Origin of the sequence: Caulobacter rhizosphaerae (assembly GCF_010977555.1) — a bacterium.
GTDB classification, from domain to species: Bacteria; Pseudomonadota; Alphaproteobacteria; order Caulobacterales; family Caulobacteraceae; genus Caulobacter; species Caulobacter rhizosphaerae.
In genome coordinates this window covers 2545431-2571412 of the sequence record NZ_CP048815.1, presented here as the reverse complement: position 1 = coordinate 2571412, position 25982 = coordinate 2545431, and the positions used below count along the sequence as shown (strand labels likewise).

21 protein-coding genes are annotated in these 25982 nt (G+C 69.2%); 6 read left to right on the top strand and 15 right to left on the bottom strand.

The window, feature by feature from the left end; translation table 11 throughout:
- Positions 1 to 156 precede the first annotated feature (156 nt).
- From G3M57_RS11860 to G3M57_RS11845, 4 genes are all read right to left on the bottom strand, one after another.
- Positions 157 to 798, bottom strand: a complete 642-nt coding sequence (locus G3M57_RS11860) for a hypothetical protein (RefSeq protein WP_163230699.1) — start codon at positions 796 to 798, stop codon at positions 157 to 159.
- A gap of 12 nt (positions 799 to 810) precedes the next feature.
- Positions 811 to 1413, bottom strand: a complete 603-nt coding sequence (locus G3M57_RS11855) for a hypothetical protein (protein ID WP_163230697.1) — start codon at positions 1411 to 1413, stop codon at positions 811 to 813.
- A 263-nt stretch (positions 1414 to 1676) separates the two neighbouring features.
- Positions 1677 to 2384: an RlmE family RNA methyltransferase gene (locus G3M57_RS11850; RefSeq protein ID WP_056751311.1), complete on the bottom strand. Its 708-nt coding sequence runs from the start codon at positions 2382 to 2384 to the stop codon at positions 1677 to 1679.
- Positions 2381 to 3508 carry a Ppx/GppA phosphatase family protein gene (locus G3M57_RS11845; RefSeq protein ID WP_056751314.1) on the bottom strand — a complete coding sequence of 376 codons (1128 nt, stop codon included), beginning with the start codon at positions 3506 to 3508 and terminating at the stop codon, positions 2381 to 2383. The genes G3M57_RS11850 and G3M57_RS11845 overlap by 4 nt, the downstream gene beginning before the upstream one ends.
- A 160-nt stretch (positions 3509 to 3668) precedes the next feature.
- Here G3M57_RS11845 and hspQ point away from each other — a divergent pair, with 160 nt between their 5' ends.
- Together hspQ and phhA are read left to right on the top strand one after the other, a co-directional pair.
- Entirely contained in the window at positions 3669 to 3998 is a 330-nt protein-coding gene (gene hspQ, locus G3M57_RS11840) for a heat shock protein HspQ (RefSeq protein ID WP_035077215.1), read from the top strand.
- Positions 3999 to 4079: 81 nt separating this feature from the next.
- Entirely contained in the window at positions 4080 to 4961 is an 882-nt protein-coding gene (gene phhA / locus G3M57_RS11835) for a phenylalanine 4-monooxygenase (RefSeq protein WP_163230695.1), read from the top strand.
- Here phhA and G3M57_RS11830 read toward each other — a convergent pair.
- A complete protein-coding gene (locus tag G3M57_RS11830; protein ID WP_163230693.1) occupies positions 4919 to 6136 on the bottom strand; it encodes an acyltransferase family protein in 1218 nt (405 codons plus the stop codon). The genes phhA and G3M57_RS11830 overlap by 43 nt on opposite strands.
- Positions 6137 to 6271: 135 nt before the next feature.
- Between G3M57_RS11830 and G3M57_RS11825 the strand changes: the two genes are divergently transcribed.
- The gene (locus G3M57_RS11825; RefSeq protein WP_163230691.1) at positions 6272 to 7075 is read left to right on the top strand and encodes a LytTR family DNA-binding domain-containing protein; all 804 of its coding nucleotides are present in this window, start codon (positions 6272 to 6274) and stop codon (positions 7073 to 7075) included.
- Between the two features lie 143 nt (positions 7076 to 7218).
- Here G3M57_RS11825 and G3M57_RS11820 read toward each other — a convergent pair whose 3' ends face one another.
- From G3M57_RS11820 to G3M57_RS11790, 7 genes are all read right to left on the bottom strand, one after another.
- A complete protein-coding gene (locus tag G3M57_RS11820; protein ID WP_163230689.1) occupies positions 7219 to 7731 on the bottom strand; it encodes a GNAT family N-acetyltransferase in 513 nt (170 codons plus the stop codon).
- A 2-nt stretch (positions 7732 to 7733) separates the two neighbouring features.
- On the bottom strand, positions 7734 to 9077 hold the full coding sequence (gene astB, locus G3M57_RS11815) for an N-succinylarginine dihydrolase (RefSeq protein ID WP_163230687.1): 1344 nt from the start codon (positions 9075 to 9077) through the stop codon (positions 7734 to 7736).
- Complete coding sequence (gene astD, locus G3M57_RS11810; RefSeq protein ID WP_163230685.1) at positions 9074 to 10528, bottom strand: succinylglutamate-semialdehyde dehydrogenase; 1455 nt, start codon at positions 10526 to 10528, stop codon at positions 9074 to 9076. The genes astB and astD overlap by 4 nt, the downstream gene beginning before the upstream one ends.
- The gene (locus G3M57_RS11805) at positions 10525 to 11529 is read right to left on the bottom strand and encodes an arginine N-succinyltransferase (protein WP_163230683.1); all 1005 of its coding nucleotides are present in this window, start codon (positions 11527 to 11529) and stop codon (positions 10525 to 10527) included. Before G3M57_RS11805 ends, astD begins: the two co-directional genes overlap by 4 nt.
- Before the next feature lie 3 nt (positions 11530 to 11532).
- A complete protein-coding gene (locus G3M57_RS11800; RefSeq protein ID WP_163230681.1) occupies positions 11533 to 12789 on the bottom strand; it encodes a hydrolase in 1257 nt (418 codons plus the stop codon).
- Positions 12790 to 12992: 203 nt separating this feature from the next.
- Positions 12993 to 17168 carry a translocation/assembly module TamB domain-containing protein gene (locus tag G3M57_RS11795; RefSeq protein ID WP_163230679.1) on the bottom strand — a complete coding sequence of 1392 codons (4176 nt, stop codon included), beginning with the start codon at positions 17166 to 17168 and terminating at the stop codon, positions 12993 to 12995.
- The gene (locus tag G3M57_RS11790) at positions 17165 to 18949 is read right to left on the bottom strand and encodes an autotransporter assembly complex protein TamA (protein ID WP_444542189.1); all 1785 of its coding nucleotides are present in this window, start codon (positions 18947 to 18949) and stop codon (positions 17165 to 17167) included. The genes G3M57_RS11795 and G3M57_RS11790 overlap by 4 nt, the downstream gene beginning before the upstream one ends.
- 257 nt (positions 18950 to 19206) lie before the next feature.
- Between G3M57_RS11790 and G3M57_RS11785 the strand changes: the two genes are divergently transcribed.
- The 3 genes from G3M57_RS11785 to G3M57_RS11775 are packed head-to-tail and all read left to right on the top strand — an operon-like array spanning position 19207 to position 22721.
- Entirely contained in the window at positions 19207 to 20742 is a 1536-nt protein-coding gene (locus G3M57_RS11785; RefSeq protein WP_156402079.1) for a circularly permuted type 2 ATP-grasp protein, read from the top strand.
- A gap of 34 nt (positions 20743 to 20776) precedes the next feature.
- Entirely contained in the window at positions 20777 to 21712 is a 936-nt protein-coding gene (locus G3M57_RS11780) for an alpha-E domain-containing protein (RefSeq protein ID WP_163230675.1), read from the top strand.
- A gap of 25 nt (positions 21713 to 21737) precedes the next feature.
- On the top strand, positions 21738 to 22721 hold the full coding sequence (locus tag G3M57_RS11775; protein WP_163230673.1) for a transglutaminase family protein: 984 nt from the start codon (positions 21738 to 21740) through the stop codon (positions 22719 to 22721).
- A gap of 12 nt (positions 22722 to 22733) precedes the next feature.
- Here G3M57_RS11775 and G3M57_RS11770 read toward each other — a convergent pair whose 3' ends face one another.
- The 3 genes from G3M57_RS11770 to cysT are packed head-to-tail and all read right to left on the bottom strand — an operon-like array spanning position 22734 to position 25521.
- Positions 22734 to 23753: a sulfate/molybdate ABC transporter ATP-binding protein gene (locus G3M57_RS11770; protein ID WP_163230671.1), complete on the bottom strand. Its 1020-nt coding sequence runs from the start codon at positions 23751 to 23753 to the stop codon at positions 22734 to 22736.
- A 23-nt stretch (positions 23754 to 23776) separates the two neighbouring features.
- Complete coding sequence (cysW, locus tag G3M57_RS11765) at positions 23777 to 24637, bottom strand: sulfate ABC transporter permease subunit CysW (RefSeq protein ID WP_082564417.1); 861 nt, start codon at positions 24635 to 24637, stop codon at positions 23777 to 23779.
- Entirely contained in the window at positions 24637 to 25521 is an 885-nt protein-coding gene (gene cysT / locus G3M57_RS11760; RefSeq protein ID WP_056751582.1) for a sulfate ABC transporter permease subunit CysT, read from the bottom strand. The genes cysW and cysT overlap by 1 nt, the downstream gene beginning before the upstream one ends.
- Between the last annotated feature and the right edge of the window lie 461 nt (positions 25522 to 25982).

Sequence of the window (25982 nt, the reverse complement as noted above, 5' to 3'; positions counted from 1 at the left end):
CCATTTTGCGAGCCGCGTATACCTACGGAGCTCGTCCGTGTCGACCCGCCTGGCCTTGGAAATGGAGATGAATTTTCGCTTCGAAAGAGTCAGACACTGGTTGGGAGCGAAGTCACGCCGGTCTCCGGACGCCGCCGACCGACGGCCAGGCCGCTGTCAGACGTTGAAACCCGGGTGGACGACGAAATCGCTGTTGAGAATATTGTTGGCGCGCTGCCGGGCCAGGGTCTTCATCGCGGTCGAGGTCCGCGTGCCGGCCGACGCGAACCACGACAGCCAGCAGACCTGCCAGCGCCAGGCTCCGTTGTAGCCCCAGCTCGAATCCCGGTCGCCGGCGTCATGGCCCCGTCCATCGGCATGACGCGCCTCATGCACCAAGGTGCCCGCCCGCAGGCTCACCGCCTGGGCGAAGTAGGACAGATAGAGCTCGGTCTTGTTGTCGATGAACGGCCCCCACTGGGTCCAGGCGATCTTGCCCGCCGATCCGCAACGGCCGTCCAGTTCATCGATGGCGTTGCGTGCGAAGCGGCAGCCCCACTGCAGGATGTTGCTGTCGTAGGACTCGTTTTGATAGTTTTCGGCCGAATAGGTCAGGCACCAGATGCCGCTCATGGTGCGCGACAGCGGCTGCCGGTTGTCGCACACCGCGTCCCAGCCGAAGCCGTCGTCCCAGTCGCCCTTGTCGAAGTCGAAGGCGTTCCAGGCCCAGTCAATGAATGGCTGCGAGCAGATCTTGGGGCCGTAGAGATTGTCGCCGGACGCATTGAGGTCCGGAACGTTAAACGTGCAGGTCGCCATCGTCTGGCTCCTCTAGCAGCAGGGACCGCAACCCGATTGCGGCGTCGTGATCGCGGTTTTGTCCAGCGACGGCGTCCGCCTGACCTTGTCGACGGCCTTGGAGTCGAAATCGACGTCGAGGACTTCGGCCCGGACCTTCTTGATATCGACGGCGAACCGCAGGTCCTCGGGCAGGATCTCTCTCAACCGGTCCACCTGGTCCGGGGCGACCGAGAGGACGGCTTTCACGGCCTCGATGCGCAGCGCCGGCTCGGCCTGGCGCTCGATGACCTCGAACAACGCGTGGAGCGCGTGCTTGTCCGAGCTGGCCAGGCGTCCGAGGCCTTCTATGGCCATCGTCCGCACCAAGATCTCGCCGTCGCGGGCCGATTCGCAGCCTCGGCTTTCTCGTGACCGCGCGGGGACCGCCTCAAGGGCGGTCGCCAGGAAGACATCCAGGCCTCGGGCTTCTTCGAGATCCGCTAGAAGGTAGAGCAAAGACCAACGAAGACTGATGTCTTCGGCGGGCGCGATGCTCGCCACCCGGGCGATCGTCGAGGCGGCCTCCTCCGTTTTTCGCAGCAACTCGAGGACTCGGACATAGGCCAGCTCGCCCTCGGCGTCGGCGGCGTTCATGTGCCGCACGCCCTCCCCCACAAGCCAGGCGGTCGCGTCCTGGTCATAGAGCCGGCGGCCAGGCTCCACGCCCAACCCATCGCCAGTGACCTCGCAAGCACAGTTCTTTTTGTCCGATTTACGCGGCATGCACACCTCCTCCTTTACGAGGAACGATGGCGAGCGCGCCGAACAGGCGCAGCCCTGAGATCACGTTAAAATTGATCAGCAGGCATAATGCAACTAAAGAGAGTCTGCAAGCTTTAATTGCATCCTGAAGGGCGTTACCGCCCCCTGAACCCCGTCGCTACCAGGAAGACCTCGGAGCTGTCGCTGCGGCTGGCCTTGGGCTTGAAGTGGACGACCTTCTCGAAGTGCTTCTTCAGCCTAGCGATCACCTCGGCCGTCTCGCCGCCTTGGAAGGCCTTGGCGACGAAGGCGCCGCCGGGCTTGAGCACCTCAATCGCGAATTCGGCGCCGATCTCGATCAGGCCGACGATGCGCAGGTGGTCGGTCTCGCGGTGGCCGACGGTGTTGGGCGCCATGTCCGACATCACCAGGTCCGGCGCGCCGCCCAGCAGCTCGATCAGCTTGGGCGGACAGGACGGGTCGGTGAAGTCCATCTCCAGGATGTGGGCCGGGGCGACCGGGTCCACGGGCAGCAGGTCGACGCCGACCAGCTGGGTCACGCCGCGCTCGACCGCGATCTGCAGCCAGCCGCCGGGGGCGCACCCCAGGTCGATGACCCGGGAGCCCTTGCGGAAGAAATGGAACTTGTCGTCGATCTCGCTGATCTTGAAGGCCGCCCGGCTGCGATAGCCCAGGGCCCGCGCCTTGGCCGAGAACGGATCGTTGATCTGGCGCTCCAGCCAGGCCTGCTGCGAGGGCGTGCGGCCGAAGGCGGTCTTCAGGCGCGCCGGCTTGGCGCGGCCGCTCTCGTTGCCGCCGGCCGGCGGCTTGACCATGCGCTTGCGGGGAGGTTCGTCGTTCATGCGTTCACCGTCGAGGGGCGGGACGACCGACCGGAGCCGCCGCGCCGGCGTCGGCGCGGCTTCTGCTGCTGATCGGACATCAGGGACATCAGGAGACCCTCTCTAAGCCCCCGATCGGCGACACGCACGCGTGAACACGGCCAAAGCTCCTGAACGGCCTGCAGGATCGCCGCCCCGGCCAGCACCAGATCGGCCCGATCGGCGCCGATGCAGGGCTCAAGGGCCCGCTCCCTGGCGGTCAGGGTCAGCAAGCGGTCGGCGGCGGCCTCGCATTCATGGCGCTGCATCCAAAGGCCATCGACGATGTTGCGGTCGTAGCGCGGCAGGCCCAGGTGCAGGCCGGCCAGGCTGGTGATCGCGCCGGAGGTGCCGACCATGTGGGCGCGGCCGCTCTCGAACAGCCGCCGCATCGGCTCGGCGTGCGGGAAGGCTTCGATCCGGGCCTTGACCGCGTCGACCATGGCTCGAAACCACCCCTCTTCCACTCGCTCGCCCTCGGGAAAGCGCTCGGCCAGGGTGACCACGCCGATCGGGATCGACAGCCAGGCCTTGATCGGCAGCTTCCAGGCCGCGAACTGGCGCGGCTTGCTGTCCAGCCCGCCACCCTTGAGATCCACCCACGACAGTTCTGTCGAACCGCCGCCGACATCGACCACCAGGGCGGCCTCGGCGTCACGGTCGAACAGGCTCATGCAGCCGGCCACCGACAGCTGGGCCTCTTCCTTGGGCGTGATGATCTGCAGCCGAAGGCCCGTCTCCTCGGCCACCCGACGAACGAAGTCGGGACCATTGGTCGCACCCCGGCAGGCCTGAGTGGCCACGGCCTTCACGCGCACCACCTTGCGGCGGCGAATCTTCTCGGCGCAGACCTTCAGGGCGGCCATGGAGCGGTCCATGGCCTCGTCCGAGAGCTGGCCCGTCTGGGAAAGCCCCTCGCCCAGCCGCACGATCCGGGAATAGGCCTCGACGACGCGAAACCCGCGCGGCGAAGGCGTCGCCACCAGCAGGCGGCAGTTGTTCGTACCCAGGTCGAGCGCCGCATAGCACGACTGCTCGGCCGACGGCCGGCGCCGGCCCGAGCCCGAAGGCTGAGGCGCGCCGGGCGCTCTCGGCGCCTCCGACATGGTCGTTCCACCTTGTCTCGCAGGCGATTCATGCCGAACCGCCTCACTTCGGAAGCGAGCATAGCGGCGAGATTCCCGCGCCGGAAGGCCTCGCCTTGTCATCCGATGACGGAAGTCTACGTTCAGGTTCTAGTCAGGAGACTCGTGTAGGCTGCTCGACATGAATTCGAGACTTGCCAAATTCGCGATCGGCCAAGTGGTCAAGCACCGGATCTTCCCCTTCCGGGGCGTGGTGTTCGACGTCGATCCCGTGTTCGCCAATACCGAGGAATGGTGGAATTCCATCCCCGAGGACATCCGGCCGACCAAGGACCAGCCGTTCTACCACCTGCTGGCCGAGAACGACGACAACACCTATGTCGCCTATGTTTCCGAGCAGAACCTGCTGGCCGACGAGACCGGCGAGCCCGTGGGTCACCCGCAGACGGCGGTGATCTTCGAAAGCTTCGACCACGGCGCCTACAAGCTTCGCCCCCGGATCTCGCACTAGACGCAAGCTCTCTCCGGTCGATCTCGGTTCTCGCGCAAAATCCGAACGGAATTTGCCGCGAACCGGGCGTAACGTCGTTTCATGAGCGCAGACGGCTTTAGCAGCGGCCCGCCCCCCGGCGCGGCCGCCGATTGGACGATCGACCAAGGTTGGGAAAACTATTCCCAGGCCGAGCACGACGTCTGGATCACCCTTTACGAACGCCAGGCGGCCTTGCTGCCGGGGCGGGTCTGCGACGAATTCCTGCGCGGCCTCGACGCGTTGGACCTGCACCGTTCCGGCATTCCCGACTTCAGGCGGATCAACGACGAACTCCAGCGCCTGACCGGCTGGAGCGTGGTGGCGGTGCCGGGCCTGGTGCCCGATGACGTATTCTTCGATCACCTGGCCAACCGCCGCTTCCCCGCGGGCCAGTTCATCCGCAGACCCGACCAGTTGGACTACCTGCAGGAGCCCGACATCTTCCACGATGTCTTCGGCCACGTCCCGATGCTGACCGATCCGGTGTTCGCCAACTACATGCAGGCCTACGGACGGGGCGGTCAGCGGGCCCTGGGCCTGGGGCGGCTGGCCAACCTGGCCCGGCTCTATTGGTACACGGTCGAGTTCGGCCTCATGGAGACCCCGCAGGGCCTGCGGATCTATGGAGCCGGGATCGTCTCCTCGCGCACCGAGTCGATCTTCGCCCTCGACGATCCCTCCCCCAATCGCATCGGCTTCGAGCTGGAGCGGGTGATGCGCACCCCCTATCGGATCGACGACTTCCAGCAGGTCTATTTCGTCATTCCCTCGATCCAGACGCTGCAGGCGGTGACCCTGCGCGACTTCGGGCCGCTGTACGACCGGCTGGCTGGCGCCAGCGATCTCGGCATCGCCGAGATCGCCAGCGCAGACCGGGTGATCACCGCCGGCACCCAGGCCTATGCGAAGACCGGCGGGCGGCTGGCCTCGGCGGGCGGTTGACCCTTCAGGCCGAACAGGATCCGCACGCCGGGGATGCGCCGGACGGCCTCGTAGGTCGCGAAGCAACCGGCGAAGGTGAGGACGACCAGGATCAACGCCTCCACCGGCTGCGGCAGGCCCAGCTTGGCCAGGTGGTGCGCCATCACCACGATCAGGGTCTGGTGGACCAGGTAGAACGGGAACACGCCGAGCGTCAGGTAGCGCAGGACGGGTCCGCCCCGGTTCAGATGCCTGGCCCCGAAGCCCAGAATGGCCGCGATCGAGCACCAGGCGTCGGTGGCCTGCACGAAGCGCATGATCGGGCGCAGCCACTCGGGCGGGATCGGCGTGTCGTTGCGATAGACATAGGCGTAGGTCGCCCAGCCCAGATAGCCTGCGACCGCCAGGACCAGGGCTAGCCAACGCACCGCGATCAGCCGCTGGCGCAGCGCTTCGGACTTGGCCAGCCCGAACCCCAGCAGGAAGGCCGAGAAGGACACCGCGTGGACATAGTGGTCGCCGACCAGGGCGTGGGTCTCGCCGAAGCGCGGGTAGAGGGTGGCGCGCAGCAGGCCCAGGAACAGGATCGGCCACAGGATCAGGCCCGGGCCGCGCAGCACCAGCTCGGCGGCCGCCTGCAGATGGGCGCCCAGTCGCCGCCAGACCAGCAGCAGACCGGCCAGCACCAGGGTGTAGAACAGCAGGTAGGCCACGAACCACATGTGGTTCCAGGTCGGGGTGACCAGGCAACCCTCCGGGGTGCACCAGCGGCCGGAAGCGGTGACGTACTTGGTCCAGAACTCCGCGTAGGAGGCAAAGTGCAGCGATGAGCCCGGATGGGCGGCCACGTATTCGACGATCTGATAGTAAGACTGCGGCGGCACGATCACGAACATCGCGAACAGCAGCGGCGGCAGCAGGCGGGCGATCCGCGCGCCGGTCAGCTTTCCGACCGTGACCTTGTCGGCCATGAACCGGGTCGCTGCTCCCGAAACGAGAAAGAGCAACATCAGGCGCCAGGGATTGGTCAGGAACATCGCCAGTTCCAGCTCGTCGACCGGATGTGGCGACTTCAGGTGCCAGTCCCAGGGCACGTAGAACATGCCGACGTGGTACAGAATCAACAGGAAGAACGCGCCGACCCGAATCCAGTCGAGGTCGTAGCGGCGGTCAGGGATTGAAGCGGTCAAGGGCATGACGGGGCGTCCGGCGTGAAAAACGATGCGAATGTCGTGGCCCATGCCGCCGAGGCCAGCCAAGCGCCGGGGGATGGGCGGCCGCCGGCAGGGACGAGCGGAAAACACCCAGGGACGAGCGGCGCGCTTTTCGGGATGAGCGGCGAAGAGCGCCAGGGCGTCTGGCGCGCCTGGCTGCTGGGCGCGGGGCTGGTTTCCTGCATCGCCGTCGTCAATGTCCTGACCGTCCGCCATGACGCGCCGCGCCTCGGCACGCTGGCCCCCGCGATCTGGGAAGCCAGCAGCGCGCTGGTGACGATGGTGATCTTCACGCTCCCCGCCGCCGTGGCGGTGTGGACGACGCGAACGGGGCCGCGCTGGTGGCGCGCCCTGCCCGTCCACCTGGCGGCGGTCGTGGTCTATTCGGTGCTGCACGTCGCCGGCTTCGTGGCCCTGCGCAAGCTGGCCTATCTGGCCGTGATGGACGGCCCGTACCGGTTCGGACCGTTGCCGACGGAATTCCCCTACGAGTTCCGCAAGGACCTGCTGGCCTACGGCCTGGCCTCGATCATCTTCTACCTGTCGCTGAGGCGCAGCGCCCGCGAGGCCGCCGCCCAGGTCCAGACGGCGACCGCGGCCGCAAACTTCGACATTCGCGACGGGGCCCGCCTGGTCCGCGTGCCGGTCTCCGAGATCGTGGCCGTGCGATCGGCCGGCAACTATGCCGAGTTCCTGCTGGCCGACGGCCGGCGGCCGCTGATGCGGACGTCGCTGGGGGCGCTGGAGACGGGCATGGCCGCACATGGTTTCGTTCGCACCCATCGCTCCTGGCTGGTCAATCCGGTTCGCGTGACCGGCCTGCGCCCCGAAGGCTCGGGCGACTACGCGGTCGAGCTCGGCGCGGTCGAGGCGCCCCTGTCGCGGCGTTTTCCCCAGGCCCTGGCGGCGCTGCGCGGCTAGAACGTATTCAACTGAGGCGGCCTAAAACCTCGTCCTTCGACAAGCTCAGGATGAGGTTTTCTAAGCGCTGAGCTTGCAAATGGTCCTCATCCTGAGCCTGTCGAAGGACGAGGACCACGCACTCGCCCGAATCTCGGTCAGCGCTAATCCAGCAGCAGGCCCATGACGATGTCGTCGTCGACCGTGCCGTCCGGCAGCCGGCCGCGCCCGATCATCCGCCCCTCTATCCTGAAGCCCAGCCGTTCGTAGAGCCGCTGGGCGCCAGTGTTGGCCGCGCCGGTCCACAGCTCGATCCGGCCGACCGGCGGCGTCATGCTCCGGGCCGTGTCGATCAGGACGCGGAACAGGGCCGAGCCGACGCCCCTGCCCTGCCAGTCGGGATCGACCGCCACGGTCAGGTCGGTCAGCACATGGGCGAAGATCGCGACCTTCATCCGCTCGACGTGCAATTCGCCGCACAGCGCCCCGTCCACGCTCTCTGCGACCAGGTTCACGCCGCCATCGGCAGAGGCCGCCAGAGCGTGGGCGACATAGTCGGCCGTCACCTCCTCGGGCTGGCGGGCCAGGCCGCCAGGCTGGGCGGCGACCTTGCGATGCAGCGCCAGGACGGCGGCCGCGTCATCAGCCGTGGCGGGACGAACGGTGAAGTCGCGCATGATCAGGCGGCTCGCTGGAACGGATAGAAGTCGCCGCCAAGGTCGAGGATCGCGGTCAGTTCGTCCAGCGCCTCACGGCTCTCGACGATCAGCGACGGGTCGGCCAGGTCGGCTGGCGCCAGGCGGTCGCGATAGCGGCGCTCCGCCCAGGCGTTCAGCCGCCCGTGCAGGATCGCGTCGAACCGCTGGCCGGAGTTCGCGGCGGCCAGTTCAGCGTCGGTCAGCACGACCCGCAGCCGCAAACAGGCCGGGCCGCCGCCATTGCGCATGCTTTGGCGCACATCGACATACTCCACCCGGCCGATCGGGCCGTTCGAACTGGCCAGCGCCTGCGCCGCTGCGTGGGCTCGCGGATTGTCGCGCGTCTCGCCCGGGGCCAGCAGCACCAGGCGATCCTCGCCGGGAAGGACCAGGAGCTGGGAATTGAACAGATAGCTCTTGACCAGGTCTTCCATCGGCAGGTCGGCCTCGCTGATCTCGACGAAGGCCGGTTCGAACAGGCCGTCGGCGGCGCGGCGGACCTCCGCCTCCATCGCCGCGCGATCCTCGAAGGCGCGCTCGTGGAACAGCAGGCACTCACGCGTGCCGACGCAGACCACGTCGTTGTGGAACGCCCCGCCGTCGATCGCCGCCCGGCCCTGGCGGGCGAACACGCCGCGCGCCGCGCCGTGACGGCGCTCGACCGCCTCGAAGGCCTCGCGGGTCTGGCGGGCCGGATAGCGGCCTTCCCAGCGTTCCCAGGCCTCACGGCCCCAGACGAACAGGTTCACGCCCGACTCCCCATGCTCGGCGCACAGCCGTACATGGTTGGCCGCGCCCTCGTCGGCGAAGTGCGGTTGGGCCGGCAGCGGATCGTGCACGGCGAACCGGGCCTCATCCGGGAACAGGCGGCGGAGCGACCGGGCGGTCTGCGGCCCCTCCAGGCTGCGATGCAGGTTGGTCAGCAGGTTGGCGGGGGTGAAGTGCACGCGACCGTCGGCCGTGTCGGCGCTGGGCGTCACCGTGGCGGCGTTGGCCGCCCACATCGGCGAGGCCGAGCAGGCCGCCGCCGCCAGGGCCGGCGCGTCCTTCCAGGCCTTTTCCAGCACGCTGGCGTCCGAGCCCGAAAAGCCGATCGACCGCAGCAGGGCCAGGTCCGGACGCTCGTGCGGCGGCAACACGAACTGCGGCACGCCCCAGTCGGCCAGCTTGCGCATCTTGGTCAGGCCCTCCAGCACCGCGGCCCGCGGATCGGAGACTTCGCCGGCGTTGGCCTGGCTGGCGATGTTGCCCGGCGACAGGCCGACATAGGAGTGGGTCGGCCCCACCAGGCCGTCGCAATTGGCCTCGACCGCGCGCGAGGTCATTCGTGCAGGCCCTTGATATCGCCGAGAGTATTGACCACGCCTTGCGCCTCGAAACTGGCCACCGGATAGGCGCAGTAGTCGGCGGCGTAATAGGCGCTGGGCCGATGATTGCCAGAACTGCCCAGGCCGCCGAACGGCATGGTCCCGGCCGCGCCGGTCGTTGGCCGGTTCCAGTTGACGACGCCCGCCCGGATCCGCTTCAGGAAGTGATCCCAACGCGTTGTTTCATTGGAGATCAGTCCCGCGGACAGACCGTAGCGCGTGGCGTTGGCGGCGGCGATCGCGTCCTCGAAGGAGGCGACCCGACGCACCTGCAGCAGCGGCGCGAACAGCTCCTCGTCCGGCACCGTCTCGCCCGTCACGTCGACCAGGCCCGGCGAGACGAACGCCCCGCTCAGGCCGTCGACGCCCGTCATGGCGCGCACGGCCTTCCCGGGCATGGCCTTGGCGCCGGCCAAGGCCTGGGCGGCGGCGCGGTCCGAGATCAGCGGCCCCATGAAGGGCTCCTCGCGACCGTTCCAGGGACCGATCACCAGGCGCTCGGACAGGGCCGCCACGGCGTCGATCACCGCCCGCCCCGCCGCGTCGTCCGACACGATCAGGCGCCGGGCGCACGAACAGCGCTGGCCGGTGGTGATGAAGGCCGACTGCACGACCAGGGCCGCCACGGCCTCGGGATCGCCGGCGTCCCAGACCACCAGCGGGTTGTTGCCGCCCAGCTCCAGGGCCAGGATGACGTCGGGCCGGTCAGCGAAGTGGCGGCGGAAGAAGGCGCCGGCGGCCGCCGAACCGGTGAACAGCAGGCCGTCGATCTCCTGGTCGATCAGGGCTTGGCCGACCTCGCGGCCGCCCTGCACCAGGTTGATGACGCCGGGGGGAACGCCGGCCGCCTCCAGGGCCTCGATCAGCAGCTGGCCGGCCAGGGGCGTCTCTTCCGACGGCTTGAACACCACCGTGTCGCCGGCCAGCAGGGCCGGCACGATGTGGCCGTTGGGCAGGTGCCCCGGGAAGTTGAACGGCCCGAGCACCGCCATCACCCCGTGCGGGCGATGGCGTAGCACCGCGCGGCCGAACGCCATGTCGCTGGCGTGCTCGCCGGTCCGCTCGTCATAGGCCCTGATCGAGGCGTCGACCTTGCCGGCCATCGAGCCCAGCTCGGCCTTGGTCTCCCACAACGCCTTGCCCGTCTCGCGGCTCAAGGCCTCGGCGAAGGTCGCCGTGCGGGCGACCAGCACGTCCTTGTAGCGGCGCAGGACGGCGATGCGTTCTTCGCGCGGCAAGTCAGCCCAGGCCGGAAAGGCCTTGCGGGCCGCCGTGACCGCCGCCGCCACGTCGGCCGGACTGGCCGTCGCCTGGCGCCATATGACCTCGCCGGTGGTCGGATCGACCGAGGTCGCCTCGGCCCCCGCGCCCGCCCGCCAGACGCCCTCGATGAACACGCCGCCGCTCATGCCTTCACCCGCACCATTTCGCCGTCCTTGACGCCCAGGGCCGCCGCGGCGTCCCGTCCGATGATCGCGCTCTCGCCGTCGACCAGCACCGGGGCGCGCACCGCCCGGAAACGGGCCACCGCGCCCGAGCAGATCAGGGCCTCCTCGCCATAGGCGTCCTCGCCCAACCGCACGCACAGCCGCCGGCCCTCGCGCACCGTCTTGATGTCGTCGCGCCGCGCCGCCACGGTCGGACCAGCGTCGAAGATGTCGATCAGGCCCGAAAAGCGGAAACCTTCGCTCTCCAACATGGCCCGGGCGGCCTCGCCCTCGCGGTGCACGCGGCCGATGGTCTCGGACGCCGCCTGCGGAAGCAGCTCGGCATAGATGGGATGGCGCGGCGCCAGGTCGAGGATGAACTGGCCGTCGGTCGAGGCGCTCATCATGTCGGCCTCGTCGAACTCCAGCCGGAAGAACTTGCTGGCGACGTGGTCCCAGAACGGACAGCTGCCGTCGACGTCGAACCAGCCGCGCAGCTCGGCCAGCACCATCTCGGCGAAGCGCTGCGGCTCCAGGCCGATCAGCATGTAGCGCGACTGGGCCAGCAGTCGCCCAGCCCCGCCCTTGCGGCGCTCGGGCTTGAGGAACAGGGACCCGACCTCGGACCAGCCCGCGCATTCGTTGACCAGCACCAGGGCCCGGTGGTCGAAGCGCTTGTCCAGGGTGGGCGAGGACTGGGCCAGGGTCACCACCCGGAACGAGAAGTGCGGGCGCTTCAAGCCCACCCCCGCCTTGACCCCGGCCACGCCGACGACGTCGCCTTCGGCCAGGTCCTCCAGCATCAGGGTGTACCAGGCCTCCGGCGCGGCGACTTCGGAGTGGAAGCTGGCCTGGGACAGGTCCAGGCGGGCGCGCAGGGTCTGTTCGTCCTCGGGCAGGCTGGTGAAGCCGCGACCCGACAGGACGGCCAGCTCCATCAGGCTGTCGAAATCGGCGGGCATGGCGGGGCGGACGACGAGCATGTTTCAGACGGTCTCCGCGAGGTCGGTCATGGCGGCGCGCAGGGCCGGACCGTCGATCTCGCCGCTGGCCAGTTTCATCAGGATCAGGGCCGACAGCTGGGCGCGCTCGACGAAGCTGTCGGGCCAGGCGTGCTCGGCCTCGCTGTGGATGTCGCCGCCCCGCACCCCCAGGGTGTCGACGTTGGGCAGGCCCGAGGCGAACAGGTTGTTGCCCTCGCAGACCCCGCCGGACGGCTTCCAGGCGATGTCCTGGCCCAGCAGCGCGCCCACGTCCTTGATCGCCCCGAACAGTCGCTGCTGGGCGGCGTTGAACGGCTTCGCGCCGCGGGTGATCCGGCCGTGAAGGTGAGCGTGCAGCCCCTCGCCCGTCGACGCGACGATCTTGTCGACCTCTCTTTCGAACCAGGCGGCGTCATCGGCGGCGGGGAAGCGCAGATTGAACCGCACCACGGCCACGTCGGGCACCATGTTCAGCGGCGAACCGCCGTCGATCTTGGCGATGTTGCAGGTCACGCCGTCGCGCAGGCCGTTCAGGGCGTGCAGGGCCTGGGCGATGCGGGCGGCCTCCATCACCGCGTTGCGGCCGGCGGCGAAGTCGCGCCCGGCATGGGCCGCCTTGCCGTGGACCACGATATGGAAATTGCCCGAACCCTTGCGGGCGCTGGCCAGCGCCCCGTCGGCCAGGGCCGGCTCATAGGTCAGGCCCACATGCCCCAGGCGGGCGAACTGGGCCAGGATCGGGGCCGAAGCCACCGAACCGATCTCCTCGTCCGGCGACAGCAGCACGCGGTAGCCCACCTTGTGGGCCAGCGGATGGCGCTCGAAGGCCTCCAGCGCCGCCAGCATCACCGAAATCCCGCCCTTCATGTCGGCGATCCCCGGACCGTGCAGCGCGCCGTCGGGGCGCGTCGTGACCGCCTGGAAGCCGGAGGTCTCGGGATAGACGGTGTCGTAGTGGCCGGTCAGCACGACCTGCACCGACGCTTCGGGCCGCACGACCACGGCGATCGCCGCCGGATGGGTCTGCTCTCCGACGCGACCGTCGGCCCCGACCTCGGGCGAGGCGCCCAGCGGGATATCGGTCGGCGCGGCCGGCAGGTTTCCGAAGGCGTCGAGCAAAACTTGCCGTTGGCGCTCGAGGCCAGCCCTGTGCCGGCTTCCCGAGTTGATGGCGCACCAGGCGACCGCACGATCGACGATCAGCGGGCCCTGATCGGCCAGATGTCGCAGAACGGCGCGATCCTCGTCATTGAGTCGCATGAATCCACTGTCTCCCTCAGTTCAAACTAAACCAAGGGCCGCGGACAATTCGTGCTTCCTCGAACCCGGAAACCGGTCGCCCGCGCAACAGCCTTGCTCCGAACAAGCCCCGGCCCGGTCAAGGCCAGGGTCGGAGTTCGGATCGGTCACTGCATGCCTCCATCAGCTTGTCGAGCCGACGGCGCGGACGAGGCGGAGGCGCGCTAGTTGTAGTCCTTTCTCCAGCGGACCGAAAGCTGGGCGTCGCCCTGGCTGCCGATCTTGGAGACCAGCGACAGGGCCCGGCGCACGCGCCACTCGACCTGGGCCGAAGTGCCTTCACGGCCGCCGCCGATGATCTCGACATAGACGTCGTCGGTCACGTACTTGCCGCCGGAGACCGTCATGCCCGTGGCGCTCTCGGCGAACGACAGGCGGTCCAGCCCGGCCAAGCTGCGCAGGTTGCCGATCACGTCGAAGCCGCCGCCGCCGGCCAGGGCGGCCAGGGCCGAGGCCAGCTGCGCCGCCTCGATCGGGGTCAGGTTGGCGGCTGACGAGCCAAACAGCACCTGCGACAGCACCTCGTCCTGCGGCAGCTCGGGCTTGGAGGTCAGGGTGATCTCGGGCTTGGCCGCGGTGCCCTGCACCTTGACCACGGCGGTCAGGGCCGGATCCTCGCGGGTGGCGGTCAGGTCCAGCCGGATGCGGTCCAGCTGCGTGGCCAGGCGGACCGTGCCGTTCTGGTCGAACTCGAAGCGCTTGCCGGCGAAATCGTACTCGCCGCGCACCATCCGCGCCTCGCCGTCCAGGACCGGGCTGTTGGTCGAGCCGCCGACATGGGCGTTCAGCGACAGTTCGACGTCCAACCCGCGACCACGCACGAAGATGCGGCGCGGCGCGGTCAGGGTGACGTCCAGCAGCATGCCGCTGCCGGGTTCGACCTTTCGGGCCTCGACGCCCTGGTCCATCTCGTCCGGCCGGTTGCGCTCGACGACATCCATCGAGACCACGCCCGCCGGGGTCTTGGTCTGGGCCGAAACGTCGGCGCGGTCGATGACCAGGGCGCCGGCCATCTTGACCTTGCCGTCGGCGCCGCGATTGACCGTGGTCTGGCCGCTGGCCGTGGCCGAGGCTAGTTCGTTGTCGATGACCCGGAAGCCCTTCAGGTCCAGCTTGAAGCTGCCCAGGCCGCCGCGGGCCAGGCTGATCCGGCCCGAGCCCGACATCGTGCCGCCCTGGCCGTCGCCCGCCGAGACCTGGCTAACGTCGATGGCGTTGTCGGCCAGGCCCACGCGCACGATGACGTCGCGCAGGCTGAGGCCCGTCTGGCCGTCGTCGACCCGGCCGCCCTCCAGGCTGGCGCGGCCCGTCAGGCGCGGATCGGCCAGGGTGCCGGCCAGTTCGCCCTCGGCGTCGATCTTGCCGGACACGCTGCGCTCGGAGCTGCCCAGGAGATCCCACAACGGCTTGATCTCGCCCTGGGCCGTGAACTGGCCGCGCACCGCACGCTGGCGATTGATCGCCAGGTGGAACGGCTTGGCCGAGGCCTCCGTGGGCAGGACCACCTCGGCCCTGGCCTGCAGACCCTGGCTGGTGGTGCTGGTGGCGTTGATCGTCATGGTGTTGTCGCGCAACACGCCACGGATCTCGGCGTTCAGGGCGCGGTCGGTGCGAGGACCGCGCTCGCGGGCTCCGATCAGGTTGGCGTCGAACTCGCCGGTCAGGGTCGGGCCCGACCCGCTGAGCGTCAGTTGGGCGTCGACCTTGCCGGCCATGTCGGGATTGATCGCGGTGAGGCTGACGCCGGTCAGCTGGGCGCGCAGCGTGGCCAGGTCGCCGCCGACGTCGGCGTCGAGATCGGCCGCGCCGTCACCAACCGACAGCCGCAGACGGGCGTTGGTCCGCGGGCCGCCGAACCGGATCTGGGCGGCTTCGCGGGTCTTGATCTCGGTGCGCGCCATGGCGCCGGCCGCGTCGAGGGCCAGGAGGTATTCCGGACCCGACTGGGTCAGCACGCCCGAGCCGTTCAGCTTCCAGCGGCCGGACGGAGCCTCGCCTCGCGCGTCGACGGTCAGCGGCAGGCGCGCCATCGGACCGGCCGCCTTGATGCCGGCATGCCGGACCTTCCACGCCCCGCCGACGATGTCGTCGGCGGCCAGGTCGAGCTGGGCCACGGGCCCCGCCGGGCCGTCGGTGATCTTGGCCGTGCCGGCGACCCGGCCCTGGGTCAGGAAGGCGCCCGGCCCGACCGCCACCACGAGGTCGGCCGTGGCCGGGCGGCCGCTGCGGAGCGACACCGCGCCCTTGGCCTTGGCGCCGCCGGCGTCGACGTCCAGGTCGGACAGCTCCAGCCCGCCCGGCGCGAAGCTGAACGCCGCTCGCCCCTTGGCCGGCCCGTACTGGCTGCCCGCCGCGATGGAGGCCGTCCCGTCCCCGCCGTCCGCTCGCTTGGCGAACGACAGGACAAGGTGAGCGTCCTTCAGCGGCAGGCGCGGCACGTCGATGGAGTCGAAGTCGGCGATCAGGTCGACCCTGGGCGCCGTCAGCGTCCCGGTCACCGCGCCCGTGCCCCTGGCCTTGCCGGCGACCTCGATCGGCCCGGCGACGAACGGTCCCGTAGCGGTCCAATCCAGCTTGAAGCCCAGCGCCGGTCCCGGGCCGAGCACGCCCGAGCCGCGGACCGAGGCGGCTGCCCCGTCCAGCTTGGCGTCGGCCACCGACAACCGTTCGTTGGCCCAGGAGGCCCGGGCGTTCAGCCGCGGGGTCTTGCCCAGCAGGCGGTCGAGTTCGGCCAGACCGGTCGCGAAGTTGCCGCCCCGCGCATCGACGCTCAGCAGCCAGGGCTTGCCGACGCCTTGGCTGGCCGACCATCGCGCCGTCGCCTGCCCCTTCATGCCGGGGTGAACCGGGGACAGGGAACCGACCCTGGCCTCGCCCTTGAACGACAGGCCGCCGAGGATGCCGCGTTCGCCTTCGGCGATGACGGTCAGGTTGGGGGCCTGGACCTTGGCCGAACGGATCAGGAAGCGACCGTCCTTCAGCCGCGCCCCTTCGAACTGGGCCGATGGCGCGCGGCCCAGCACGGCCAACAGCCCCTGCCCGCCGCCGCCCTCGCTGGTGGCCGCGCCCTTGAGGCTCAGCTCGCCCCGCTTCCAGCCGACGGAAGCCGGTCCCCGGACACGCGCCAGGCGATAACCAAGCAGGGACAAGTCCCGGACATCGACCCGGCCGTCGATCGACAGACCGTCACCGGCCAGGTGAAGGACGCCTTCCGCGACGCCCGCGCCCATGGTCGGCAGCGGCGTCACGCGCGACAGGTTCCCGACCTTGGCGGAGAAGTTCAGTCCGGCGGGCGCGGTGATCCGCTTGCCCAGGTCGGCCGGGCCGTGGGCGACCAAGCTCAGGTTCTGGCTGTCGACTTTCACGTCCAGGTCACTGAACGCCCCGCTCTTGCGCCCGACGATCGAGAAGCGGGCGTCGGCTCCGAACATCTTCTCCTCACGGTCGGTAAGGGTCGAGGCCGCCAGGTCGATATGGCCCGTCGCCGAACCGCCCTGTGGCGTCCAGGCGCCGCCGGCCTTCAGCGGCGTGGCGTCGCCGGACCGCGCCAGCAGGGTGAACGCGCCCTGGCTCATCGTGCCGTGGGCCTTGGCGTTCAGGTCGAAAGGCCGGTCGGGCGACAGCCCCATCGCCCCGGCCAGGGCTCCGCCATTGGCTTCCTGGGCCTCGGCGTCGAGCAGCAGGGTCTTGTCGCGCCCGAGATCAAAAACCAGCTTCAGGTGATCGCCGACATGCAGGCGGCTGATCGCCTTCAAGGCGCCTTTCTGGCCGCCCAGCCGCTCGGACTCGTAGTCGCCGCTCAGGTCGAAGTCGCCGGCCTGACGGCTGAATTCCGGCCGGGTGATCAGGCGCAGGGCGACCCGGTCCAGGTCCACCGAAACCGGCGCGACGCTGGACTTGCCCGCGGGGGTCAAGGTCGGGCGGCGCAGCACCACCACCTGGCGGGCCGTGATCTCGTCGGCGTGGAACCGGCGGTAGAACAGTTCGGCCGGGCGCCAGTCGACATAGAGGTCGGCAGCCTCGAGCCAGACGCCTTTTTCGTCGCTGATCGTCAGACGGCGCACCCCGAACGCGTTCCAGATGTCGCCCGTCAGGCCCTCGATCTTCAGCCGGCCGATGCGGCCCAGCTTCAGCCCGCTGGTGCGAGCTTCCAGGAAGGCGCGGCCCTGAGGCGTAATCGCGCCGAAGCGCACGCCGCCCAGCAGCACGGCGACCAGCACCACCAGGCTGACCGAAATGATGATGACCAGGCCCGGCCAGCCGATCTTGCGCGCGACCTTGGTCGCCGTCTCGGCGACGGCGTCCGCACCCTCTTCAGGCGGTGGGGCTGCGTCGGTCAAAAGGCCTGCCCGATGCTGATATAGACCTGGAACGCCGGGTCGCCCGATCGCCGGCTGACCGGCATGGCGATGTCGGCCCGGATCGGCCCGAAGCCCAGGTCGTAGCGGACGCCCACGCCTACGCCGACTCCGAAATCATCGCCGTTGGGCCATTTGTCGACCCCGACAGCGCCGGCGTCGATAAAGGCCACCGCCCCCCAGGTGTCGGTGAACTTGTGGCGCAGCTCGAGCGAGCTTTCCAGCAACGACAGGCCGCCCTGCGGCGTGGTGGTGTTGTCGATCCGCGGCCCGATGGCCTGGTAGGAAAAGCCGCGCACCGACCCGCCGCCGCCGGCGTAGAAGCGTTTGGAGGCCGGCACCTCCGGCATGGTGCCGCCCAGGATCTGCCCGGCCTTGATCCGGCCCGCCAACACGGTGCGCGCGCCCTCGCCGAACGGCAGATAGGCCGTGCTTTGGGCCTGGACCTTCATGAAGGCCATGGTCAGGTCGCCGGTGATCGCGGTCGGCTCGGCCCGCACGTCCAGCCGCCATCCCTTTGTCGGATCCAGCACGCTGTCGGACCGATCCCAGGCCTGCGCGCCCAGTAAGGTGAAGGTGGCGAAGTTCTGCCGGATGTCGGTGGTCACGCCGTTGGCGGTGGTCGGCGAATCGATCTGCGAGACGTCCAGCGACACGCCGTAGGTACGATAGATGGTCGGCTGCAGACGCCGCGTCAGGTCGGCACCGATGTGGGCGCCGGTTTCGGTATAGGCGTCGGTGTTGTCGCGGAAGATGGCGGTGTTCAGCTTCAAGGTCTGCTGACTGCGCCGCCAGTGCGGCAGGGCCAGCTCGGCCTCCAGGCGGCTGTCCAGCTTGGCCAGGCGCGCCGTCAAGGTGGTGGTGTCGGCCCTGTGGAGGCGGTTGTACCGGATCCACTTGGCGTCCACGCCCGGCCCGTCGGTGCTCGAATAGCTGGCGCCCAGCTCGATCGTCTTGGCTTTGCGATCCGCCAGGGTGACGATCACCGGCCGCAGGCCGTCCGGAGTCGCCTTGTCCTTGGGGGCCAGCGACACCGAAACCGTGTCATAGACCCCCGTGTCGCGCAGCCGCCGCTCAAGCTCGGCGATGTCGTCGGGCTCATAGATGTCGCCCGACTTCCAGGGCGCCAGGTGCTGCACCCAGGCGGACTTGGAGCGTCCCTGGGTGACGACCTGTATGCCGTCAACATGGGTCAGATCGCCGGCCGCGATGTGGAAGGTCGGACGCACCGTGTGGTCGGCGTGATCGACCACGACCTCGCGCGGCTCGGCCGCGGCGTCCGCATAGCCCAGCTGCTGCACCTGGGAGACCGCGCGCCCCTCGGCCGCCAACACGTCGGCGGCCCGGCCCGGCGCGCCCGGCGTCAGCCGGATGACGCTCTGGGCCCGCTGGGCGACGCCTTCGTCGGGCGGCGTTCCGCTCCAGGCCAGCTGGGGGTCGGCGATCACGAAGACCGGCCCCGGCGTGATCTTGAGAATGGCGCGCGGCGGATCGGCCTCGGAGACGTCCGGTTCGACGACATAGCCGTAATAGCCTTCCGAGCGCAGCACGGCGACGGCCTCGTCGCCGGCGTCGCGGGCTCGGCGGCGGGCTTCGGAGCGGCTGCGCGCCGGCTGCTTGGCCTCGGTCATGGCGCGCTGGATCGCCTCGCGCAGCGCACGGTCTTCGACCCCGGTGACGGTCGCCGCAGGCTCGGCCGCATTGGCATGGCCTGCGACCATCAGGGTCGCCGCGGTCACGCCAAGGGCAAATCTCTTACGCACCAAGCCTTCCGATTCCCGCGTGGAGCGCCCCCGAACCCCTGTAATCGCCCCCCCGCCGGCTGTCACGCGGTGAAATGTAATCAAACGCTTCCGGCCGCGGGCCTGCATGCGCCAGAGCGGCGCCCAAATGTTGGGCAGGACCGCACATTTCGTCATCGCGGCAAGAAAAGCACCGCTTGCGCCCTTCGCGCGTTCTAGGCTGGATCGGGACGCGCCGCCTCACTGCGGCGCGAAGGGCGGACAAAGTGGACACGGGCGTGGCGGCGAAAATCCAGGACATCGACGATACTCCCACCTTGCCGATGACCGGGGCGGCCTATCTGCCCGGCGTGGCCTATGACGAGATGATCGCCCACGGCGGCGACGTGCGGGCCCACTATGCGGCGCTGCAGAGCCGGATCTCCACGCTCGGGGCCGGCGAGCTGGCCGACCGGCAGCGGATGCTCGAGCGCTCGTTCCTGCTGCAGGGCATCACCTTCACGGTCTACGGGGCCGACAGCGCCACCGAGCGGATCATCCCCACCGACCTTTTCCCACGCATCCTGCCGGCCCAGGAATGGGCCAAGATCGAGGCTGGCCTGACCCAGCGCCTGCAGGCGCTGAACATGTTCCTGGCCGACATCTATGGCGAACAGCAGATCCTGATGGACGGGGTGGTGCCGCGCGAACTAGTGCTGGGCGCGCCCTCGTACCGTCGCGAGATGCAGAACCTCTACGTGCCGCACAAGGCCTACGCCAACGTCTGCGGCAGCGACCTGATTCGCGGCCAGGACGGCGAGTTCGCCGTGCTGGAGGACAATCTGCGGGTGCCGTCCGGCGTGTCCTACATGCTGGCCAACCGCGACGCCTCCAAGCGGACCTTCCCCGGCGCCTATCGCGAAGCCGGCGTGCGGCCGGTCGAACGCTATCCCGACCTGCTGCTGGCTACGCTCAAGAGCATGAGCGCCGACTGGCGGCCGAACCCGCAGGTCGTGGTGCTGACCCCCGGCGTCTATAACTCGGCCTATTACGAGCACGCCTATCTGGCGCGGCTGATGGGCGTGCCGCTGGTCGAGGGGCGCGACCTCGTGGTCCATGACAACATGGTCTACATGCGCACCACCACCGGCTTGCGCCGGGTGGACGTGATCTACCGCCGGGTGGACGACGACTTCATCGACCCCCTCACCTTCCGCCGCGACTCGTCGCTGGGCGCGGCGGGCCTGTTCAACGCCTACCGGGCCGGCAATGTGGTGATGTGCAACGCGCCGGGCACCGGCGTGGCCGACGACAAGGCCGTCTACGCCTTCGTGCCCGACATCATCCGCTATTACCTCGGCGAGGACGCCATCCTGCCGAACATCGAGACTTTCCTGTGCCGCGAGCCCGCCCAGCTGAGCCACGTGCTGGACAATCTCGACAAGCTGGTGGTCAAGGCGGTGGGCGCCTCGGGCGGCTACGGCATGCTGGTGGGCCCCCACGCCTCGGCCCGGGAGCGCTCGGAGTTCGCCGACGCCCTGAAGGCCGATCCGGCCAACTACATCGCCCAGCCGACCATCCAGCTGTCGACCGCCCCATGCCTCGTGGACGGCCGCATCGAGCCGCGCCACGTCGACCTGCGGCCCTTCATCCTGTCGGGCGAGAAGACCGTGGTCACGCCCGGCGCCCTGACCCGCGTGGCGCTGAAGCGCGGTTCGCTGGTGGTCAATTCCAGCCAGGGCGGCGGATCGAAGGACACCTGGGTCCTGGCCGAGGAGAACGGCCACAACGGCAATGGCGCCGGCCACTCTGCCGAAAAAGGAACCGGCCAATGATGCTCGCCCCCTTCCTGACTAAGGAGTGGCTCGCATGATGCTCGCTCGCGTCGCCGACAGCCTCTACTGGCTGGGCCGCTACATCGAGCGGGCCGAGCACCTGTCGCGCCTGTCGACGGTGATGCTCAACGCCACGCTCGACCAGACCGACACCGGGGCCGAGGCCGTGCGCATCGCGCTGTCGGCGGTCGGCGAGACCGACCTGACCGCCGGCGCCTTCGAGGCGGCCAAGGGCCTGGTCCTGGACCGCTCGGATCCCAACTCTGTGGTCTCGTCCCTGTCGCGGGCCCGGGAAAACGCCCGCCAGGTTCGCGACCAGATCACGACCGAGACCTGGGAGCGGCTGAACCTGCTCTATCTGAAGGTCATGGACCGCAACGCCGGCCGCGAGTTCGCCGACAATTCGGTGACCTTCCTGCACGACATCATCGCCGACGTGCACCTGTTCAAGGGCGCGGCCGACACCACCATGAGCCATGGCGAAAGCTGGCGCTTCATGATGGTCGGCATGTACCTGGAGCGGGCCCAGTTGATCGCCAGCCTGCTGGAGGCCTGCTTCGCCGAGGACAGCCCTAGGGTCAACGACCACCTGGCGCTGGTTAGCCTGCTGCGGATGGGCTGCGCGCTGGAGCCGTATCTGCGGGTCTACACCGCCGAGATCGAGCCGCGGCACATCCTGGAGTTCATGGTCTTCGACGAGGACTTCCCGCGCTCGATCCGCTTCGCCACCAGCCAGATCGAAAAGCACCTCAGCGAACTGGCCCGCCATGTCGAAGCCACCGGACGGGCCGCCCCCGAACGGCTGGCCGGCCGGCTAAAGGCCCGGCTGGAGTTCGCCGACGTCGGCGAACTGGAAAGCCAGGGCGCCGGCGAGCTGCTGACCACCGTCGCCAACGAATGCGCCCGCATCCACCAGGCGATCTACGAGACCTTCGTCGCCTACCCCTTGGAAATGCGCCTCCCCGCCTGAGGCGGGTCGCTTAGGAATACCGCCCGTGTTGCTCGAGATCCGCCACGTCACCCAGTACCATTACGAGCGGCCCGTCCGCGAAAGCCTGATGGAGCTGTGGATGCAGCCCCAGAAAGGCGCGCGCCAGCGGCTGGTCAGCTTCGAGCTGGACATCGAGCCGGCCGCCCAGATCTTCTCCTACGCCGACAGCTTCGGCAACGCCGTCTACCACTTCGACGTGCCCCAGCCGCATGACGGCCTGACGATCATCGCCCGCTCGGCCGTCGAGACCGAGCCGGTGCACGAATGGCCAATGCCGCTGGACATGGGCGAGTGGGAGCGGCTGAAGAGCGCCTTCGTGAAGGGCGAGTGCTTCGACTACCTGCAGCCGCACGGCTTCGTCCAGGTGACGCCGGCCCTGGAGACCTTCATCGCCGAGCACGATCTGGACGCCCTGCGCCGCCGCGATCCGTTCTCGGCGGTCCAGGCCCTGTGCGACACGATCTACAAGGCCTTCGAGTACCAGCCCGGGGTCACCGACGCCGACAGCCCGATCGACCTGGCGCTGAGCGCCGGCCGCGGCGTCTGCCAGGACTTCGCCCATGTGATGCTGGCCGTCTGCCGCGCCTGGGGCATCCCGGCCCGCTACGTCTCCGGCTACCTGTTCACCGACCGCGAAGCCGGCGACCGCTCCGATCCCGACGCCACCCACGCCTGGGTCGAGGTGTTCCTGCCCAGCTATCGCTGGGTGGGCTTCGACCCGACCAACAATGTGATGGCCGGCGAACGCCACGTGGCCGTGGCCGTCGGCCGGGACTATGGCGATGTCACCCCGTCGCGCGGGGTCTACAAGGGCGATTCCGAGAGCCACCTGGCGGTCGGCGTCTCGGTGCGCCGGGCCCGGGCGGCCGTGGCCGAGCCGGAATTCCTGCGCCTGCCCCGCCCCTCGGCCCCGTTCGGCTCGGCCAATCGCCGCCGGGCCAGCGCCGACGCCATCCGCGAACAGCAACAACGCCAGCAGCAGCAGTAGACCGGCGTTCGCCTAGACCGGGTAGACGTGGCTCTTGCGGGCCGCGATTCTGACCGTCCCGGCGAACTGCGCGGCCTCGGACCGCGAGGCGCAGACCTCGACGGCGCGCCCGTCGGCGGCGGTGGCGGCCACGGTCGTCAGGGCGCCCTGCACGTGGGCCCGGTCGACCCGGACCTCGAAGCCGCCCTCGTCCAGGGCGAAATCGTGAGGCCGCACGAACGCCACGGCCGCCCCGTCGCGGACGCCCTTGGCCGAAAACGAGACCGCGCCCGAGGTGAACCGGCCGCCGGCGACCGTCCCCTCGAAGCGGTTGGCCTCGCCCACGAAGCCGCAGACGAACGGCGTGGCCGGATTGTCGTGAACCTCGTCGGGCGTGCCGATCTGCTCGATGCGGCCGGCGTTGAGGATCGCGACCCGGTCCGCCAGGCCCAGGGCCTCTTCCTGGTCGTGGGTGACGAAGATGGTGGTGACGCCGGTGGCGTCGTGCACCCGGCGCAGCTCCTTGCGCAGCGACTTGCGGACGGTGGCGTCCAGGGCGCCGAACGGCTCGTCCAGCAGCAGCACGCTGGGCTGCACGGCCAGGGCGCGCGACAGGGCCACCCGCTGGCGTTGGCCGCCCGACAGCTGCGAGGGGTAGCGCTTGCCCAGGCCCTCCAGCTCGACCAGCTTCAGCAGTTCGTCCACCCGGCGGGCGATCTCGGCCTTGGGCGGCTTGTCCTGGCCCTTCCGCACGTCCAGGCCGAAGGCGATGTTGCGCGCCACGGTCATGTGCTTGAACAGGGCGTACTGCTGGAACACGAAGCCGACGCGCCGGGCCGCGGCCGAGGCGAAGGTCACGTCCTGGCCCGCGAACAGCACCTGGCCGGCGTCGGGGAACTCCAGGCCGGCGATGGTGCGCAGCAGGGTCGTCTTGCCCGAGCCCGACGGACCCAGCAGCGCCACGAGTTCGCCGTCGGCGATCTCCAGGTCGACACTGTTCAGGGCCGGATAGCGCCCGAACTTCTTTTCGACGGAACGGATGGAAATGGTCATGGGAGCGTCTTCGTTCCGGTCATCTAGTGGCCGCCGCCGCGCTTGACGTCGGGTTGGGCGATCTCGAGCAGGCTCTTGAGCACCAGGGTCACGATCGCCAGCAGGCAGAGCAAGGCGGCGACGGCGAAGGCGGCGACGAAGTCGTACTCGTTGTACAGGATCTCCACGTGCAGCGGCATGGTGTTGGTCAGGCCGCGGATGTGGCCGCTGACCACCGAGACCGCGCCGAACTCGCCCATGGCCCGGGCGTTGCACAGCAGCACGCCGTACAGCAGGCCCCAGCGCACGTTGGGCGCGGTCACCCGCCAGAAGGTGTAGAGGCCCGAGGCCCCCATCGACACGGCGGCCTCCTCCTCCGACACGCCCTGCTCCTGCATCAGCGGGATCAGCTCGCGGGCGATGAACGGGAAGGTCACGAAGATCGTCGCCAGCACGATGCCGGGCACGGCGAAGATGATCTTGATGTCGTGGTCGATCAGGTGCTCGCCGAACCAGCCCTGCAGGCCGAAGACCAGCACGTAGATCAGGCCCGCCACCACCGGCGACACCGAGAACGGGAGGTCGATCAGGGTGATCAGCAGGGGCTTGCCCGGGAAATCGTGCTTGGCGATGGCCCAGGCGGCGCACAGGCCGAACAGGGCGTTGAACGGCACGGTGATCCCCGCCGTGATCAGGGTCAGCTTGATCGCCGCCCAGGCGTCGGGCGTCGTGATCGCGTCCAGCGCCGGCCCCAGCCCCTTGCGCAGGGCCTCGGCGAACACCGCCGCCAAGGGCAGGATCAGGACCAGGCCGAGGAAGAGCAGGACCAGGCCGACGACGACGATCTTGGCCCACAGCGGATCGTCGGTCGGATGGCGGAAATCGGCCTTGGTCGGGACGGCCATCAGACGAACCTCCGCGACCAGGCCTGGATGGCGTTGATGACCAGCAGCATCAGGAACGAGACGCCCAGCATGACCAGCGCGATGGCCGCGGCGTTGGCGTATTCGAACTGCTCCAGCTGGATGATGATCAGCAGCGGCGCGATCTCGGACTTGTAGGGCATGTTGCCGGCGATGAAGATCACCGAGCCGTACTCGCCGACCCCACGGGCGAAGGCCAGGGCGAAACCGGTCAGCCAGGCCGGCCCCAGGGCTGGCAGGATGATCCGGCCGATGGTGGCGAAACGGCCCGCGCCCAGGCTGGCCGCGGCTTCTTCCACGTCGGCCGACAGGTCGCGCATCACCGGCTCCAGGGTGCGGACCACGAACGGCAGGCCGATGAAGATCAGGGCGATGGTGACGCCGACCGGGTTGTAGGCCGCCTTGATCCCCAGCGGGGTCAGGTACTGCCCGACCCAGCCGTTGGGGGCGTACAGCGTGGCCAGGGCGATGCCGGCCACGGCGGTGGGCAGGGCGAACGGCAAGTCGACCAGGGCGTTGACCACGGCCTTGCCGGGAAATTCGTAGCGCACCAGGGCCCAGGTGGTCAGCACCCCGAAGACCCCGTTGATCACCGCCGCCACGAAGGCCGCGCCGAAGGTCAGGCGATAGGCCGCCATCGCCCGTTCCGAAAAGGCGGCCGCGACGAACTGGGCCGGCGACAGGGCCGAGGCCTTGATGGCCACCGCCGACAGCGGGATCAGCACGATCAGCGACAGGATGGTCAGGGTTACGCCCAGGGTCAGGCCGAAGCCTGGAATGGCCGAGCGCCGGCGAAACAGCGGGCGGCGCGGGGCGGGCGTCTTGTTCGCCGAAGAGGGCGGCGCGGAGATCGTTTCGGCGGTCATCGGGTGATCGTCGTCCAGCATCCGCGTCGGGCCCCGGAAGGAGCCATGAAAACAGGAACGCGCCAAGCCGCGAATTGGCCAAGGTGCGGTGAAGTTGGAGCGGCTTAAATCCCTACACGGCCGGTCGGGTCAATTGAGTTCATCGAGGGGGGAGGACAGAAAAACTGCGGCCGACGCCGTTCCCCCCTCCGGCCCAACGGGCCATCTCCCCCAGAGGGGGAGGATCTAATCGCGCTAGATGCTCCCCCGCTGGGGGAGCTGTCGCGTAGCGACTGAGGGGGTCTTCGGCGGACACAGGTTCGCACTCACGCGCCGAAGCTGCGATCGGATGGGAAGGGTGCGAAGCGCCCGGGCCTCGCCCGGAGTAGCTTTGATGTTTGTACCGTTTCGACGAAGTTCGAGCGCTTCGCGTGGAGCCGTTATCCGGAAGCCTTCGGGTCGCGGATTTTTAACCCGCTCCG